Source organism: Brevibacterium sp. LE-L, assembly GCF_050214925.1.
Classification (GTDB): Bacteria; Actinomycetota; Actinomycetes; order Actinomycetales; family Brevibacteriaceae; genus Brevibacterium.
Genome location: NZ_CP189759.1, coordinates 341,110 through 357,276, shown reverse-complemented (window position 1 = coordinate 357,276; position 16,167 = coordinate 341,110). Strand labels below are relative to the sequence as shown.

The 16,167-nt window shown below is 67.5% G+C and carries 13 protein-coding genes; 8 read left to right on the top strand and 5 right to left on the bottom strand.

The genetic code is table 11. The features are described 5' to 3' along the window. Positions 1-73 precede the first annotated feature (73 nt). A complete protein-coding gene (locus ACQE2J_RS01580; RefSeq protein ID WP_426936937.1) occupies positions 74-1,888 on the bottom strand; it encodes an MOSC domain-containing protein in 1,815 nt (604 codons plus the stop codon). A gap of 115 nt (positions 1,889-2,003) precedes the next feature. Between ACQE2J_RS01580 and ACQE2J_RS01575 the strand changes: the two genes are divergently transcribed. The 3 genes from ACQE2J_RS01575 to ACQE2J_RS01565 all read left to right on the top strand — a co-directional run bounded on the left by ACQE2J_RS01575 (position 2,004) and on the right by ACQE2J_RS01565 (position 4,990). Then, positions 2,004-2,297 (top strand): metal-sensitive transcriptional regulator, encoded by a 294-nt coding sequence (locus tag ACQE2J_RS01575; protein WP_135541704.1) that lies wholly within the window; start codon positions 2,004-2,006, stop codon positions 2,295-2,297. An 87-nt stretch (positions 2,298-2,384) separates the two neighbouring features. Next, entirely contained in the window at positions 2,385-2,597 is a 213-nt protein-coding gene (locus ACQE2J_RS01570) for a heavy-metal-associated domain-containing protein (protein ID WP_135541705.1), read from the top strand. Then, a complete protein-coding gene (locus ACQE2J_RS01565) occupies positions 2,597-4,990 on the top strand; it encodes a heavy metal translocating P-type ATPase (protein WP_426936936.1) in 2,394 nt (797 codons plus the stop codon). The genes ACQE2J_RS01570 and ACQE2J_RS01565 overlap by 1 nt, the downstream gene beginning before the upstream one ends. A gap of 395 nt (positions 4,991-5,385) precedes the next feature. Here the strand turns inward: ACQE2J_RS01565 and ACQE2J_RS01560 are convergent, their stop codons facing one another. After that, a complete protein-coding gene (locus ACQE2J_RS01560) occupies positions 5,386-5,667 on the bottom strand; it encodes a hypothetical protein (protein ID WP_135541709.1) in 282 nt (93 codons plus the stop codon). Between the two features lie 295 nt (positions 5,668-5,962). Here ACQE2J_RS01560 and ACQE2J_RS01555 point away from each other — a divergent pair, with 295 nt between their 5' ends. The 4 genes from ACQE2J_RS01555 (at position 5,963) to ACQE2J_RS01540 (ending at position 10,332) form a co-directional block, all read left to right on the top strand. Next, positions 5,963-6,748 (top strand): hypothetical protein, encoded by a 786-nt coding sequence (locus ACQE2J_RS01555; RefSeq protein WP_240690019.1) that lies wholly within the window; start codon positions 5,963-5,965, stop codon positions 6,746-6,748. After that, a complete protein-coding gene (locus ACQE2J_RS01550; protein ID WP_135541711.1) occupies positions 6,748-7,713 on the top strand; it encodes a response regulator transcription factor in 966 nt (321 codons plus the stop codon). The genes ACQE2J_RS01555 and ACQE2J_RS01550 overlap by 1 nt, the downstream gene beginning before the upstream one ends. A gap of 4 nt (positions 7,714-7,717) precedes the next feature. Next, on the top strand, positions 7,718-9,004 hold the full coding sequence (locus ACQE2J_RS01545; RefSeq protein ID WP_135541713.1) for a sensor histidine kinase: 1,287 nt from the start codon (positions 7,718-7,720) through the stop codon (positions 9,002-9,004). 218 nt (positions 9,005-9,222) lie between these two features. Beyond that, entirely contained in the window at positions 9,223-10,332 is a 1,110-nt protein-coding gene (locus ACQE2J_RS01540) for a M15 family metallopeptidase (RefSeq protein WP_135541715.1), read from the top strand. Between the two features lie 90 nt (positions 10,333-10,422). Here ACQE2J_RS01540 and ACQE2J_RS01535 read toward each other — a convergent pair whose 3' ends face one another. Beyond that, positions 10,423-11,034 carry a DUF1990 family protein gene (locus tag ACQE2J_RS01535; protein WP_135541717.1) on the bottom strand — a complete coding sequence of 204 codons (612 nt, stop codon included), beginning with the start codon at positions 11,032-11,034 and terminating at the stop codon, positions 10,423-10,425. Between the two features lie 436 nt (positions 11,035-11,470). Between ACQE2J_RS01535 and ACQE2J_RS01530 the strand changes: the two genes are divergently transcribed. Next, a complete protein-coding gene (locus ACQE2J_RS01530; protein ID WP_135537836.1) occupies positions 11,471-11,923 on the top strand; it encodes a MaoC family dehydratase in 453 nt (150 codons plus the stop codon). 152 nt (positions 11,924-12,075) lie between these two features. Here the strand turns inward: ACQE2J_RS01530 and ACQE2J_RS01525 are convergent, their stop codons facing one another. Together ACQE2J_RS01525 and otsB are read right to left on the bottom strand one after the other, a co-directional pair. Then, positions 12,076-13,134 (bottom strand): endonuclease domain-containing protein, encoded by a 1,059-nt coding sequence (locus ACQE2J_RS01525; protein ID WP_426936935.1) that lies wholly within the window; start codon positions 13,132-13,134, stop codon positions 12,076-12,078. Positions 13,135-13,513: 379 nt separating this feature from the next. Next, complete coding sequence (otsB, locus tag ACQE2J_RS01520; RefSeq protein WP_426936934.1) at positions 13,514-16,159, bottom strand: trehalose-phosphatase; 2,646 nt, start codon at positions 16,157-16,159, stop codon at positions 13,514-13,516. Between the last annotated feature and the right edge of the window lie 8 nt (positions 16,160-16,167).

The following is a 16,167-nucleotide window of genomic DNA, read 5'->3' as shown; positions in this document are numbered from 1 at the left end:
ACCCGTCTCACCGCCGTCCGGTGGGGCGAAGAAGGCGGAACCGCCTCGCCGAGGCGGCCGTCCGAGTTCGGGCTCAGAGGCGGAGGCTGATCGGTCCGGCCGGGATCGCGGAGCACACGAGCACTTCGTCGGTGTCGACCTGGGCGACCGGTTCGATGGGGTAGAGCACGGAACCGGCGGTCAGGGACACCGCGCAGGTTCCGCAGGATCCACCGCGGCAGGAGCTCGCGGATTGGAACCCGCGGGCTTCCAGGGATTCGAGCAGGGTGCCCTCCTGCGGTTGCCACATGAAGCTCGTGCCGGAATTCTCCAGCGTCACCTCGGCGGGCGGGCAGGCGGCGATGGTCTCGCTCATGCCCGTGTTCGGGGAGGCGAAGGTCTCCTGGTGGACGGCGGGGACTCCCGCTTCGTCGCTTGCCGCGAGCACGGCGGCGGTGAAGTCGCGGGGCCCGCAGACCATGACGTTGTCGCATCCGGCCACCCAGTCGACGAGTTCGCGGTGGCTCGGTCGTCCGGCGGTCGCGGTGTCGCGATGGTGGGCTTCGACGGGGATCCGACCGCCGGTGGCGCGGTCCTGCAGTCGGTTCCACAGGCACGCGGTGCGGTGGTCGCGGTCGATGTGGAAGAGTTTGATCCGGTCGGTCTCGGGCAGTTCGCCGTGCCCCTCACCGCGCAGCAGTCCGAGGCTCGGGGTGATCCCGATTCCGGCGGTGACCAGGGCCGTCGTCCCTCCGAAGACGCGGGAGGCGGTCATGGTTCCGTGCGGACCGGAGGTGAGGATGCGCTCCCCGTCTTCGAGGGCGGCGACCGCGCGGGATCCCCGCCCCTGGGTGCGCACGGCGATGCGCACGATGTCGTCGACGACGTCGGTGATCGTGTACGTGCGCCAGAACGGCGCACCGAGTTCGAGGTGGACGCGCAGGTTCATGCCCGGTTCGTCGAATTCGCGGATCCAGCCGAGATCATCGCGCAGGGAGACCTCGACGATGTCATTGCAGATCTGCTGCTTGCCGACCACCGTCATGAATCGCGGGGTGCGGGCGGTCTTGACGAGTTCGCGCGGGGCCCGGCCCTCGACGACGATCTCATCGCCGACCGCGACATCGCCGGTGTTGAGGATCTCGCCGTAGACGCCGCAGTGCAGGTGACCGCACGCGGAGTTGAGCAGCCGCGGGACGTTGACGTCGACGGCCTTCGTCACGGGGTTGACCGTCGTCGCCGGGCACCGTTCGATCGACGAGCGGATCGCCAGTCGCACCCCGCCGAGGCGGACGATCGAGCCGATGAGCGCGAACTCCTCGAACGGGGCGAGGCCCTCGACGAGGACGTTGCCGCGGAAGCGCAGCGGATCGAGGTCGAGGCCCTCGATTCCCTCCTCGGTCGCGGAGATCGCCTCCACCGAGGCCGGATTGATGATCGAGATCCCCGACTTCTGCGAGTCGAACATCCCCTGTTCCGCGACCGCCAGAGACCGCGGAAATGTACCCTGAGGGGGTATGCGCTTCGAGAGGAATTCCGCCGAGGCGGCTCGGCTGTCCGCGTCGTCCGTGGCGAACGTCGTCGCCTCCCCGGCCGGCGACGTCAGCGTCACGGTCGCGGATTCTTCCGCGCGACCGCCGCCCTCGGAGTCATCGGCGTTCGCGGAATCGCCGGCAGCCTCCTCGGCGAGGGTGGCACTCACGCCCCACTTCTGCAGTTCGGGGTCGTTCTTGAGCACCGTGAAGGCGGAATAGGAGTGCCAGGCGTCATCGGGAACGTCGAGGCTGCCGTTGGTGAACGCGGTGACGCGGTCGCCGCGGATTCCGTGTCCCTTGACCACACGGGCTTCGGTGAGCTCTTCGGCGGGGAATCCCTTGACGGGGAAACGGAACAGTCTGGCAACTCGCATGTCTTCGATTGTAGGACTCCGCCCACCCGGCCGGCACGGGGCGGGGTGGGACGGCGGGGCCGCTTCGGCGAGGGGTGCCGTTGATTTATACCCTATAGGGGTATACGGTGTGAGCATGACTGAGCACCATGGATACACCCCGCAGAAGGACGCTCTCGCGCGGAGGATGAAGCGGATCGAAGGACAGGTCCGCGGCATCGGGAAGATGATCGATGACGACAAGTACTGCATCGACATCCTCACCCAGGTCTCCGCCGCGACAGCCGCGCTGCACGCGGTCTCCATCAACCTCCTCGAAGAGCACATCGCTCACTGCGTGGTCGACGCCGCCTCATCCGGCGACGACGAAGCCGCGCGGAAGAAGGTCGAGGAGGCATCAGCCGCAATCGCCCGACTCATCAAGAGCTGAGCCTCTGGGCCGCGTCCGCTCCTCGGGAGCCGGACGACGCCGAAAGCTGCAGGCTTCGGGCACCATTCACCGCTGATAGGAGAAAAGATGACGACCACGAACATCACCGTCTCGGGCATGACCTGCGGACACTGCGAAGCCGCTGTCAAGGAAGAGCTCGGGGCCCTTGCGGGCGTGAGCGACGTCTCCATCGAACTCAACGCCGGGGGCGATTCCCCGGTCACGATCACCTCGGCGGATGCCCTCGACGATGCGGCGATCCGTGCCGCCGTCGATGAGGCCGGCTACGAGGTGAAGTGATGTCACGCGAGGTCGATCTCGACATCACGGGGATGACCTGCGCATCCTGTTCGGCCCGCATCGAGAAGAAGCTCACCCGCCTCGACGGGGTCACCGCGGAGGTCAACCTGCCGCTGGAGACCGCGCACGTGATCATCGAATCCGAGCTGCGCGACGACGACATCACCGCCGCCGTCGAAAAGGCCGGATACGGTGCCACGGTGCGCTCCCCGTCGGGCGGGTCCGGTCCCGAGATCGTCGATTACGACCCGCGGCACCTGCGGCCGCGATTCTTCGGCTCGCTCGTCCTGGCCGCACCGATCGTGGCGATCTCGATGGTCATGAGCTGGCACTTCGCCGGTTGGCAGTGGGTGGCCGGTCTGCTGGCCCTGCCGGTGGTCACGTGGGGTGCGTGGCCGTTCCACTCGGCGGCGTTCAAGGCCGCCCGCGGAGGGTCGACGACGATGGACACCCTCGTCAGCGTCGGCATCACCGTGGCCAGCCTGTACTCCTATTTCACGCTCGGGCGGGCGGTGGCCGACGGCCACGGCTGGAATGTGCCCGGCGAATACCATGTGTGGTTCGAAGCCGCCGCGGCGATCACGGTGTTCCTGCTCATCGGCAAGCTCACCGAGGATCGGGCGAAGTCCCGGGCCACCGCCGCGCTGAAGGCCCTGCTCGACCTCGGCGCAAAGTCGGCGACGGTGCTGCGCGAGAGGACGGGCGGCACCCGCACCGAGGAACAGGTGCCGATCGACGAACTCGCCGTCGGCGATGTGTTCCTCGCCCGTCCCGGCGAGAAGATCGCCACCGACGGTGAGGTCCTCGCCGGACATTCAGCCATCGACGAGGCGATGCTCAGCGGCGAATCCGTACCGGTCGAGGTCGCGCCCGGCGACAGCGTCACCGGAGCCACGATCAACACCTCGGGGGTACTCGAGGTGCGGGCCACGCGAGTCGGTTCGGACACGACCCTGGCAGCCATGGCCGACCTCGTCAGCCGCGCGCAGACCGGCAAACCGGCCGTGCAGCGTCTGGCGGATCGGATCTCAGCGGTGTTCGTGCCGATCGTCTTCGGCATCGCCGTGCTCACCCTACTCACCTGGGGACTGACCACCGGCGATTGGGCCGCGGGCCTGCACGCCGGGCTCACCGTCCTCATCATCGCCTGTCCCTGCGCCCTGGGCCTGGCCACCCCGACCGCGTTGGCCGTGTCCTCCGGGCGCGGGTCGCAGTTGGGCATCCTCGTCTCCGGCCCCGAAGCGCTCGAGTCCACGCGCGGGATCGATACGGTCGTCCTCGACAAGACCGGAACCCTGACCACCGGCGTGATGAGTCTGGTCGGAACCGACCTGTCGCCGGCGGACTTCGAGGTCCTCGCGCGACTGGAATCGCGCAGCGAGCATCCGATTGCGCGTGCCATCGTCGCTGCCTCACCTGAGGTCGTCGGGGCCTCACCCGAGGCCGTTGATGTCTCATCCGAGGCCGTCGGGGCCTCATCCGAAGCTGCCGGCACGGAGGCGTCCGGCGGGACGGAAACATACAGCGCGACGGATGCGGCCGCCTCGGCGAGCGCGGCAGTCGCGTCCGATGATCCGGTCACGTCCGATGCGGCAGCCACGCCCGGTGCGGCAGCCGCATCCGGTAGCACGGTCACATCCGGTGGTGCAGTCACATCCGGTGGTGCGGTCACGGACTTCGAGAACATTCCCGGCGGCGGCCTGCGGGCCACGATCGACGGCTCCGATGTCCTCGCCGGTCGCCCGGGGCTGCTCCGCGAGCACGGCATCAGCCTCGACTACTCGGCCGAGTCCGTCCCGCGCGGAGCCACGATCGTCGCGCTCGCCATCGACGGTGACTTCCGGGGCCTGAGCTTCGTCTCCGACGTGGCCAAGCCCTCGGCCGCCGAGGCCATCGCCGAGCTGCACTCGCTCGGTCTCGACGCCGTGCTGCTCACCGGTGACAACGAGCAGGCCGCCCAGGTGGTCGCCGAGTCCCTCGGGATCGACCAGGTGCGCGCCGACGTCCGCCCCGAAGGCAAGGTCGCTGTGGTCGCCGAACTCCAGGAACGGGGCCGAGCCGTGGCGATGGTCGGCGACGGGATCAACGATGCCGCGGCTCTGGCCGGGGCCGACCTCGGCATCGCGATGGGCTCGGGCACGGATGCCGCCATGGCGGCTTCGGACATCACGATGGTCAAATCCGATCCGCGCCAGATCCCGCAGGCGATCCGGCTCTCGCGCAGAACCTTGGGACTCATCAAGGGCAACCTGTTCTGGGCCTTCGCCTACAATACGGCGGCGATCCCGATCGCGGCCCTCGGTCTGCTCGATCCGATGATTGCCGGTGCCGCGATGGCGTTCTCGTCAGTGTTCGTCGTCCTCAACAGTCTCCGCCTCCTCCGCTTTAAGTGACCCCGAGGGGCTGTGCGGCAGGTGGCCGGGCGGCGAGGCGGGCAGCGGGTGGCTGGGCAGGCGGCATCAGTCACCATTAGCGTCACAACCTCCTACCGCACCGGGTGGCGAGTGGCCGGACGCAGGCCTCAGGCGGCATCAGTCACCGTCAGCGTCACAACCTCCTGCAGCACCGGGTGGTTGAGGCGCTGACGGTTCGAGTCGGGAGCAACCGTAGGACAAGCCGCTAACGGTGAGGGATGCTCCCGCCGCAGTCGCCCGACACACGCAGGCTGGTCAGTCGTCCGGCACACGCCGTCGGCTCAGTCGCCCGACACATGCAGACAGGTCGGTCGGTGTCGAAGCCGTGAAGCTTCCAACACCGACCGACCTGTCTGACGTCGAGTTGAGGAGTCCTACTTGAGGACCGGGTAGGACTGATTCTGGTTCTGCGTGTCCTTGCGCATCACCCAGTTGAGGTAGCTCGCGAAGCCGGCGACCACCACGAATGCGGCACCGGCGTAGATGAATGCGTAGCCGAAGGCACGAGGGTCCTGCCAGGATCGGGTGACGATGATCGCGAGGATCAGAGTCGCAATCCCGCAGACGACGCCGACCTTGATCGCGTCCTTATACGACACGGTGCTCGTCGGCTTGCCGCCTGTGGACTTCTTCTTCGGGGTGTTCGTTGGCGCCATGCCCTCTATTCTACCCGCCCGACCTGAGAGTCGACCCCACCCGGAACCGAGGTCATCCCCACGCGACTTCTCGCCCTCACTCCGCTCCCGCCCCGGAGCGGCACCCTCTCGCCCTCACTCCGCTCCCGCCCCGGGGCGGTGGACCGCGACCGCCCTTCCCACCCTCACCGAGGTTGCTTCAAGACACCTTGAACCGTGCGAGAGCAGTCCCACCGCTGGTCATCCCGGCCGGGTCCGACTCGCCTGTCCAGACGATCAGGTGGACTACGAGTTCAGAACAGGCAAAAATAGGCATGTGTCCGTCCCCTCCAGACACGCCTCCGGGGAGGCGTTGCGCCCATTTCACTCCGGCCAGGCCCGGCCTGGTCTCGAGTTCTGCGCGCACACCGGCACATCGAGCGTCACCGGCACCCCTGACATCCCCCACGCCCCGGACATCCCCCACACGAACTCCTCCGGCGCCCCGAACATCGCCGTCACCCCGCGCCCCCGCACCGCCCTTCGCGCCTTCGCCGCCATCATGCTCGTCGCAGTCATGGCGGTCACCCTCACCGCATGCGGGCCCGACCGCGGCCTCAAGGTCTCACCCGAGGGCAATCCCTCCCCGTCCCTCTTCGCCCCCGACAGCGCCGATGCCGGACCGCCGAACAAACCGTTCTCCCTCAAGACGATCCGCAAGACCATCGTCGACGCCTCGGGAGTCGCGGTCACCGGCAGCGCCGCCGAGACGGCGAAGGTCGTCGCCGACTGCGAGGAGTGCTTGAAGTTCTCCACTCCGTTCCACCGCGACGATCAGAAGTTCCAGGTGGTGACGGTGGCGAACCCTCAGCAGCGCGACGAGCTCATCGCGGGCGCGGTCATCAGCAAACACAACGGCAAACCCCGGCTCGAACTCATCGCCACCGGAAATCAGCTCAAACTCAGTCCCGGCAAGAATGGGACACTGGTGGTGCAGGAGGCGATGTTCGCAGACGGGGACGACGCCTGCTGCCCGTCAGGCTGGTCGGTGCAGGTGTTCCGCCTGCACGACGGTAGGTTTGAACCAGGTCAACGCTTCACGCGGCTTAATGGAGAAACGTAATGCATATAGTTCTGGTCGAGGATGACGAGGTCATCCGGGAAACGACCCAGATCGGGCTCGAACGCTTCGATTACACGGTCTCGGCGTTTGCCGACGGCCGCGAGGGGTACGAATTCGTCTCCGCTCACGGTGCCGACGTCCTCCTCCTCGACCTCATGCTGCCGACGATGAACGGCGCCTCCATCTGCCGCGCCGTGCGTGAGCGCTCGACGATCCCGATCATCATCATCTCCGCCCGCTCCGATGCCATCGACATCGTCCAGGCCCTCGAAGCCGGAGCCGATGACTACCTCACCAAACCCTTCGACATGCAGGTCCTCAACGCTCGGATCCGCGCCGTCGTGCGCCGTTTCATCACCACCGGCACAGACCGGTTCGGCTACTCCCCCTCCCCCGAGGCGGACGAACCCGAGGAGACCGTGATCGGTCCCGGCGGCATGGTCACCGGCGACGGCATCCCCGAGGTCCTCGGCGCCAGCCCCGGAATGGACACCCGGGATCGGCTGCGGGCGCAGCTCGAATCCGATGACACCTACCTCGGCGCCGGCGGGAAATTCACCACCGCCCCCGAGGCGGCTGAGGACGCAGAGGCCATCGGCGGTGACGCCGGGGTTCCTCCGCGGCCCAGCGACGCTCCGTCCGTGCAGCCCGGATCGACCGGTGACGACGGGCTGGGCCCGTTCCGGACCCGGCTGGGCTCCCTCGTCCTCGACACCGGCCGCCTGACCGTGGAGATCGACGGCGAGGAGGTCCACCTCACTCCCACCGAGCTGCGCGTCCTCCTGCTGCTGACCGAACAGCCCGAACACGTCTACTCCCGCGAGAAGATCGCGTTCACAGTGTGGGGCTACGAATGGGCCGGCGATTCCCGCGTCGTCGACGTCCACATCCAGCGGCTGAGGAAGAAGATCGGGGCGAGCATGATCGAAACCGTTCGCGGATTCGGCTACCGCTTCGCAGGCTGATCGCATGTCGCTGCGCTGGAAAATCTCTCTGCTCATCGTCGCCTCGGTGATCATCGCCGTCCTGTCCTGTTCGATCGTGCTCCGCCAGTCTGCGGCCCGCGCCGAGGACGACCGGATGCGCTCGACCGTGACCGAGCAGCTGACGAATGCGACGGCCATCTTCTCCGAGACCGGGGTGCTCACCCTCAACGCCCGCATCGATGACCCGCAGCTGCCCAAAGACGCCCGCAGCTCGGCGCTCAAGGGCCAGAGCGTGACGATCCGGTCCGAGGTCGACGGCGAGGAGATCGTGTGGGCGGCCGCCCCCATCGAGGTCGGCTCCTACACCGAAGTGATCTCCGTGCGTGCCTCGACGAAAGACAGCCAGGTGCTCATCGGTCGCATCGACCAGGCGCTGTTGGTGGGCATGATCGGTTCGGCCCTCGTCGTCGGCGGCGTCGGCTCGATCGTCGCCGGCCGCATCTCGCGCAGGCTCACCCTCGGCGCGCAGGCCGCCCGCAAGATCGCCGGCGGTGACACCTCGACCCGCATCGCCGATGTCATCGACGAATCCGATCAGGAGGTGTGGGCCTTCGCCACGGCCGTCGACACCGCGGTGGCCCGGCTGACCGAACGCATCGACTCCGAACAGCGCTTCACCGCCGACCTCGCGCACGAGATGCGCACCCCGCTGACCGGGCTCGTCAATGCCGCGAACCTGCTCGAGGAGGACTCCCGCCCGGCCGAACTGGTCAAGGACCGAGTGCAGCGGATGCAGGTCCTCGTCGAGGATCTCCTCGAGGTCTCCCGACTCGACGCAGGGCGGGCGAACCCCGAGTTCACCCGCGTCGACGTCGATCAGGCGATCCGCTCCCTGCTCGGCACGATGGACGCTTCCGGAGCCCTGGCCGGGCACACGATCGACACCCACCTGGCGGCGCTGAACTCGACGCTGGTCACCGATGTGCGCCGCTTCGAACGCATCATCTCGAACCTGCTCGTCAACGCCATCAAGCACGGCGGCGACCCGATCCGCCTCGAGACCTCCACCCGCAGCATCGTCATCACCGACTCCGGCCCCGGCTATCCGCCCGACATCGTCAACACCGGCCCGACCCGCTTCGTCTCTGCCGGAGGCGGCGGCATGGGCCTCGGCCTCGTCATCGCTCAGGGCCAGGCCCGCCTGCTCGGCATCACGCTGATCTTCAGCAACGATTCCGTCACCGGCGGCGCCCGCACCGAAGCGATCTTCCCCGACGAAGAGGCCCAGGATCGCGCGCTGAGACAGTACATCGACAGCACAGGAGAATAACCTCGCCGAGGCGGCCCTCCCCCGCTTCTGAGCTGCTCACCAGGGATGACGCCCTGTTCCTGCCGGATTTTCGCGCAGTCGCCTCGATCACCATGAGTGCGACTCATCACGAATATATGACAGTTTCTATACATGACCGTTACACTTTTGTGATGTTGTGTTGAAGCGGTCGGATCGGCCGACAGCCTTCGACGAGTCAGCGACACATACGGAGAGTTATGTCAGAGTCACCCTCGAGCGCAGAGGCACCATTGCGTCGACGCGATCTGCACCGGCGGAAGTCCCGGTTCTCACGCGGACGCGCCAGCGCTCGCAGCGTCTCGGCGCCGGCCGACCTGACCGAAACCTCGACGGCAGCGGCGTCGACGCACACGGCCGCCACGACCCCGACGACCGCCGAGCACCGTGCGTCTTCCGCACCCCTGCCCTCACGCCGTGCGGCAATGGCCGCAGAGGCTCAGGCTGCCGGCGTCTCTCCGCGCCGGGCCGCCAGGGCCCGCGAATCCGCTGCAGCACACACGAGCCTCGGCTCGTCCACGACTCCTGCCGCTCGTCGAGTCAGCGCAGGAGCCGCAGAACATCGCGGTTCGGACGGTGTCCTGCTCAAGTCCGTGCGCAGACGGAAGGTGCGGACGGTTTCGACCCTGGCAGCCGTCTCCGTCGCCGGAGCCGCCACTGCGGTGACGATGCTGGTCACCAATCTCAACGGTGGTGCCGAGGTCAAGACCGACCCCACGGCCGCCGGAGAGCCTGCGGCGGTCAGCCCGGAGAAAGTCGATGCCGAGATCCCCGAGTCGAAGGGGAAGTCGTCGGTCGAGATCGGCGCCCCGAGCGCGAAGCAGAAGAACGTCGAAGCCGCTTCCCGCGCCGTCGAGAAGAGCGCTCTGCCCGGCTGCGATGCGAAGCAGAACTTCAACCGATCCGCCGGCAACGGCGAACTGCCCGAGGAATGGCTGTGCGACCTCGGCAAGGAAGACCACCGCCTGCGTGCCGATGCCGCGGTCTCCTTCGCGAAGATGAACGCCGCCTACAAGAAGGACACCGGCAAGGAATTCCAGATCACCGACTCCTACCGCGACATGGCCGGGCAGCTTTCGGTGGCCGGCCGGAAGCCGGGGCTGGCTGCGAAGCCGGGGACATCGCTGCACGGTTGGGGAATCGCCCTCGACCTCGGCGGCGGAGTCGAATCGAAGTCCGGCGCCTGGAGCTGGCTCGTCGAGCACGGTGACGAATACGGTTGGGAGAATCCTGACTGGGCGAAGTCGAGTATGTACGAGCCCTGGCATTGGGAGTACACCCCGGCCCGCCAGTCGATCAAGGACAACTGACCCGCGGCACGAACCCCTGGAAGCGGGCCACCCGGCCCGGCCGGGACGCCCGCCCCTGCGCCCGCGCTTCAGCCGTGACGCGCACCCGGCTCAGCCTCGCAGCAGTGCTCTGCCGTAGCGGCGCCTATAGATCACCTGCGCGAACCTGACGAACGGTTCGCCGAGGCGCCAGATGCCCGCTCCGGCCCGTGAGACCGAGCGCAGCACGAGGAACACCCTGTCATCGGGGGTGCGCACGAGGATGAAGGACTCCTCCCCGGTGACCGGATGACCCGGCTTCGTGCCGTAGGTGAAACCGCACCGATCGGTCGCCTCGAACACATCGAGGACACGGGAGGGCTCGGGCAGCCGGAAAGGGCCCAAGCGGACTCGGATCGTCGGTTCCTGTCCTGCCTCGACCCGCGGCGGCGCACTTCTGCTGTTGCCTGCCCGATCTACACAGCCACCACCGATTCCCCCACTGTCTCCGCACTCACCGACGCCTGCTCTGCCGGCCTCGCGCTCACCGATGTCGATGTCGAAGCCGCTGCGGATCTTGACCTCCCAATGCAGCAGCTCCTCGGCGCAGCGTTCGAAGGTGTCCTTCCCGTGCCCGACGAAGTACGCGGTCTCGAAATGGCGGTAGCCGTCGGGTCGCTCCAGCCACCTCGGTGAGAGGGGATGCGTGAGCGTTTCGGGACGATCGTGTGCGCTTTCGGCCATGCCACCAATCTAACGTGCCCGTACCCGTGCTGGGGTCCGTGCTGGGGTCCGCGCCCGTGCCGGGACCCTTACCCGTGCCCGTGTCCGTGCTCGTGCCCGTGCTGGGGTCCGTCCCCGTGCCCGTGCTCGCACCCGCGCCGGGGCCCTTACCCGTGCCCGCGCCCGTGCCGGTTCCCGGCCTCGCGACGCTCACCTCGCGACTCTCAGCGCGCGACGCTCACCTCGCAACGCTCGGTCCGCGACTCACAGTCCGGACGACCGGGTGGCGGCGAGCGGCCGGAGACGTATGATGCCAGGAACGACGCTTTCCAATCGATTGTCCGCTCAGTCGCTCGGTCGGGTCGCGGTCAGCCGCCGGCCCCGCCTCGGCGAGGCGGATTCGCGAGGATCGGCGTCGTTGGGATCGAACGTCGCCAGGATCAAAGGAGAACCTTCAATGCGCACCATCAACGGCATCGACGAGATCGAATCGCTCATCGGTCAAGAACTCGGAGCCTCCGAGTGGACGACGATGGACCAGGACGCCATCAACACCTTTGCCGATGTCACCGATGACCACCAGTGGATCCACATCGACGAAGCCCGCGCGGCCGAGGGCCCCTATGGTGCGACCATCGTCCACGGGTTCTTCACCCTCTCGCTCATCCCGAAGTTCTCCGCCGAGATCTTCACGATCGAGGGCGTGTCCATCCGCGTCAACTACGGACTCAACAAGGTCCGCTTCCTCCAGCCCGTGGTCGTCGGCTCGCGCCTGCGCGGCAGGGTCGAGGTCAAGGAGGTCATCCGCGGCCAGAAGGGCACGCAGGTCATCCTCAACCACACGATCGAGATCGAGGACCAGGAACGTCCCGCCTGCGTCGCCGAGGTGGTCACCCTCCTCGTCGAGTGAGGCTCGGTCCGGTAGGGCGGCGCAACACTGCCAGCGGGGTCATACCATCTGCCAGCGAAATGGGTGTGGTCAGATTGCCAATATCGAGCTTGAATTGGGCAATCTGACCACACCTATCTTTCGCCGACCGGCGCAGCGGCCAGGTGGCGTCCTCAGATAAGTCCGCCTGCGCGCAGGTGGTGGGCGATCAGACGGCAGATCTCCGACATGTCCGAGCCTTTCGATACTCGGATGACCGTCCAACCCTCCGCCTGAAGTGCTGAGATGCGGCGATTGTCCTCAGCAAACTGGGTAGGCGAGCTCCGGTGGTGGTCTCCCTCGTACTCAATGGCGAGCCTGATCGACGGATAGCCCATGTCTGGATGGAGTTCTGTCCCGATGAGCGCACACATGACTGCCGGATGGACCAGGGGTTCAGGAAGACCTGCGTCGATGAGATGCAATCGCAGCCTCGTCTCCGGTGGAGAGTCCACATCGTCCCGGACCAAGTCGAGCGCGCTTTCAGCGGTGAGACGTCCGTACACTCGGCGGCGGGAAGCAAGCTCAGCGCGGATCTCGTCGATGGTTGTCACCGGTCCACCGTGCCACCGGCCGACGGCGGCATCACCAAGCTCCACGAGTTGCCTGACCGTCAGCACCCGCGCAAGTTCGATGAATAACTGCGGTACCGTGACGAGCGGCAGGCCGAAGAAGTTCTCCGACCGCAGCCATTCGTAGCGATGGAAGACAACATTCTTCCGATACCTGGACAGGCACTTGTCTTCGCGGGCCACATGCATCCGTGTATCGGCATTCCACGGCACCGGCAAGCCATATAACCGTGCCGCAGTGACATTGCAGGCGACCACATTCGGGTCGATGCAGGCCAGACCCGACAGCTTCACTCGCTCTTCGATCCACTCGGTATCCGCCCAAGTCGGAGCGACGACCCGAGTCGTGGGAGCGGCTTCGACCCATACGCCGTAGTCGAGCTGCTGGTACTTCCGCCCGTCGTCCAGCGCGCGACGCGTGATTCCCCGCGAAGCGGCCTGCGCCCTCGTGAACGGAATAGCGGCGGTCAACAACTGACGTGGCTTCTCCGACCAGGACCGGACGCGCAGCTTCCGCGGCTTCGTACTGTCGCGCGGCGGCGGAGGAGCCGTCGATCCCCCAGCTGCGTTAGCCGGAACGTCGGCCCGATTGTCGTGCAGCGGGTTGGCCTGCGGGCTCATCCGCGAGCTGGTCCTAGAACCGGCCCGTGAGTTGGTCGCCTGACCGCTTTGCGGGCCGGACCGCTGGGTAGCGTTGAGTGGCCGCGAATCTGACGCCTGATTATCCATGGCATGAGACTGCCTCACCCTTGACGAAGAATGCCAGAGGCGAATATCCGCCTGTGGACAGAGTTGCGATATCCACAGGCGGAGTACGTACGACTCGCCGCTCGCTCCTCGCGGCTATGGACGGAGGAAGACGCCGGAGATGGGTGGGGTCAGATTGCACATTTCTGCGTCGAAAATGGCAATCTGGCCACACTCATCTCACGGGCGAGGCAACAGCGGTCGGTGCTGCGCGGCGCAACCGGCGGGCAGGCACCCCGGACCGCCCCGCAGGTCAGCTCGGGCGGTGGGCGTCGAGGAGCTGGGCGACGCGGATGTAGCCGAGGTGCGAGTAGGCCTGCGGATGATTGCCCAGGTGCGCCTCGGCGACGGGGTCGTACTCCTCGGACAGCAGCCCCGTCGGCCCGAGCAGGTTGTCGACCTGCCGGAACAGGTCCCACGCGTCGTCGATGCGACCGACTTCGATGAAGGCCTCGATGAGCCAGGTCGTGCAGATGTGGAATCCGCCCTCGAGGCCGGGCAGCCCGTCGTCGTAGCGGTAGCGGAACACGGTCGGCCCGACCCGCAGCTCACGTTCGACGGCGTCGACGGTCGAGACGAACCGCGGATCATCGGCATCGACGAGCCCGGAGAGCCCGACGAACAGCGCCGCCGAGTCCAGGTCCGTCTCCCCGTAGGCGACGGTGAACGCCCCGACCTCCTCGTTGTACCCGTGGGTGAGCACGTCGTGGGCGATCTCCTCGCGCAGCTGCCGCCACGCCCCGGGCGGTTCGCGATCGAACCGTTCGGCGATCCGCAGCGCCCGGTCGACCGTCACCCAGCACATCACCCGCGTGTAGACGTTGTGCTTCGGTGCGCGCCGGGCCTCCCAGATCCCGTGATCGGCCTCGAACCACCGCTTGCCCACGGCTTCGACCATCTGACAGGTGAGGGTCCAATAGTTCTCGGGAAGCTCGCCGAGGTGGCCGCTGAGTTCGTCGAGCAGCTCCGTGACCGGGCCGAACACGTCCAATTGGACCTGGTGTTCAGCGGCATTGCCGACCCGCACCGGCCGAGAGCCGGCGTATCCGGGCAGGTGGGCGAGCACCGCTTCGGTGGTCAGCGCCGAACCGTCGACGGCGTAGAGCGGGTGAAGCTGTTCGGGTGAGACGGTGCGGGAGAGGATCCCGGACAGCCACGACAGGAAGCCTTCGGCCTCGCCCGTCGAACCGAGCGCGAGCAGGGCCCGGACCGTCATCGACCCATCCCGCAGCCACGTGTACCGGTAGTCCCAGTTGCGCACGCCGCCGATGCCTTCGGGCAGGGATGTCGTGGGGGCGGCGAGGACTCCTCCGGTGGGTTCGTGGCACAGGGCGCGCAGGGTGATCGCCGAGCGGATGACCTCTTCGCGGTGATGGCTGGGCAGGTGCAGCGAGTCGACCCAGTTCGTCCAGAAGTTCAGGGCACGTTCGCGCACATGGTGCTCCCCGCCGGTGGCGATATAGCCGGCGTCGCCGGTGCCCGTACCGCAGGCGAGGACGAGCACGACCCTGCCGCCGGGCTGCTGCGAGGGCACGACTGTCGCCTCGGCGGTGTGGGAGTCGCCGTTCTCGACGAGCTCGAAGTCGAGTCCCGGGGCATGGAGTTCGATGGGTTCCGAGGTCCCGAGCACCGCCACCCCGTCCTCGGTCGTCACCATGCGGGTCGGCACCGTCGCATAGTCGAGGCGAGGGGCGAAGCGGATCCGGGCCGGAGCATCGCCGGTGAGCACACGCACGACGATCGTGTCGTCGCTGTGCCCGTCGACGGGAGCGAGGTAGTCGATGCAGCTGAGGCCGGCCCACCGGGTCTCGAGCAGCGTGGAGTGCCCGAGGTAACGCCGAGTCAGCGGGCTCGCCCCGCCGACGGGGGCGACGGCGAAGAATCCGGCCGCCTCGGTGCCGAGGATCTCGGAGAACATCGAGGCAGAATGCGGCAGCGGGTGCGGCATCCAGCAGATGCTGCCCGCGGGATCGACGAGCGCGGTCGACTGCCCGTTGCCGATCAGGCTGTGCCGCTGAATCGGGGTGGCCCGCCGGCCGAAGAGCCAGGACTTGCGCAGTTCGAACAGGGCCCCGAGGACGGTGGAGACCTCGTCCGAGGAGGCCAGGCGGAAGTCCGCGTGCGTCGTCGTGGGCTCGGTGCCGACCTTCAGCCCGAGGTCGTGTTCACCGAGGGGCTCGAGAGCGAATTCGTCGGCGGTGTCATCGCCGATGAACACCACGTTCTCTGCTCCGGTCTGCACCCGCAGCCGGGTCAGGGCTTCGGCCTTCGACGACGGCACCACGGACAGGTCGATGACCTGCTTGCCCCGGGTCGGGTGGATCGGATGGGCGGTCGCGAGCTGTTCGACGGCGGCTTCGACCCGGCGGCGTTCGGTCTCGTCGAGTCCGCGCAGGTGGACGGCCGCGCCCGTGGTCTTGTGCTCGATGACCTCGCCGGGCAGGGTGCGGGTGAGCTCGGCGCGGAAGTCGGCCAGGGTCGCCCGCTGCGCCTCGGTGAGGCTGGCGATGGTGAAGGTGTCGGTCTCTCCGCCGTGGGATCCGAAGAGGTGGACCTCCCGCGGCAGGCGCGACATCGCCGCGAGGTCACGCAGGCTGCGACCGGAGATGACCCCTGCCGAGGTGGACGGCAGGAGGGCGAGCGCGCGCAGTGAGTCGACCGAGCTCTCCAAGGGAAAGGCTTCGCTGGGGACGTCGACGATGGGAGCGATCGTGCCGTCGTAATCGGTGGCCACGAGCAGAGACGGGGACCGGGAGAGTTCGAAGAGGCGGCGGAAGAGGGCGGGGTCGAGTTCGCGGCTGGCTTCGGCGAGGTCGCCGAGGAGTTCGGAGGACCTCACCGAGGCGGCGATGGTGGCCAATCGGGATTCGGTCGCGCTCTCGTGCTCGACAGTGCTCATCTCACCTC

What these genes read in the sequence shown, in the direction of transcription:
- ACQE2J_RS01580 (WP_426936937.1), bottom strand. Translation starts at nt 1,888, where the DNA reads ATGCGAGTTGCCAGACTGTTCCGTTTCCCCGTCAAGGGATTCCCCGCC.
- ACQE2J_RS01575 (WP_135541704.1), top strand. Translation starts at nt 2,004, where the DNA reads ATGACTGAGCACCATGGATACACCCCGCAGAAGGACGCTCTCGCGCGG.
- ACQE2J_RS01570 (WP_135541705.1), top strand. Translation starts at nt 2,385, where the DNA reads ATGACGACCACGAACATCACCGTCTCGGGCATGACCTGCGGACACTGC.
- ACQE2J_RS01565 (WP_426936936.1), top strand. Translation starts at nt 2,597, where the DNA reads ATGTCACGCGAGGTCGATCTCGACATCACGGGGATGACCTGCGCATCC.
- ACQE2J_RS01560 (WP_135541709.1), bottom strand. Translation starts at nt 5,667, where the DNA reads ATGGCGCCAACGAACACCCCGAAGAAGAAGTCCACAGGCGGCAAGCCG.
- ACQE2J_RS01550 (WP_135541711.1), top strand. Translation starts at nt 6,748, where the DNA reads ATGCATATAGTTCTGGTCGAGGATGACGAGGTCATCCGGGAAACGACC.
- ACQE2J_RS01545 (WP_135541713.1), top strand. Translation starts at nt 7,718, where the DNA reads ATGTCGCTGCGCTGGAAAATCTCTCTGCTCATCGTCGCCTCGGTGATC.
- ACQE2J_RS01540 (WP_135541715.1), top strand. Translation starts at nt 9,223, where the DNA reads ATGTCAGAGTCACCCTCGAGCGCAGAGGCACCATTGCGTCGACGCGAT.
- ACQE2J_RS01535 (WP_135541717.1), bottom strand. Translation starts at nt 11,034, where the DNA reads ATGGCCGAAAGCGCACACGATCGTCCCGAAACGCTCACGCATCCCCTC.
- ACQE2J_RS01530 (WP_135537836.1), top strand. Translation starts at nt 11,471, where the DNA reads ATGCGCACCATCAACGGCATCGACGAGATCGAATCGCTCATCGGTCAA.
- ACQE2J_RS01525 (WP_426936935.1), bottom strand. Translation starts at nt 13,134, where the DNA reads ATGAGCCCGCAGGCCAACCCGCTGCACGACAATCGGGCCGACGTTCCG.
- otsB (WP_426936934.1), bottom strand. Translation starts at nt 16,159, where the DNA reads ATGAGCACTGTCGAGCACGAGAGCGCGACCGAATCCCGATTGGCCACC.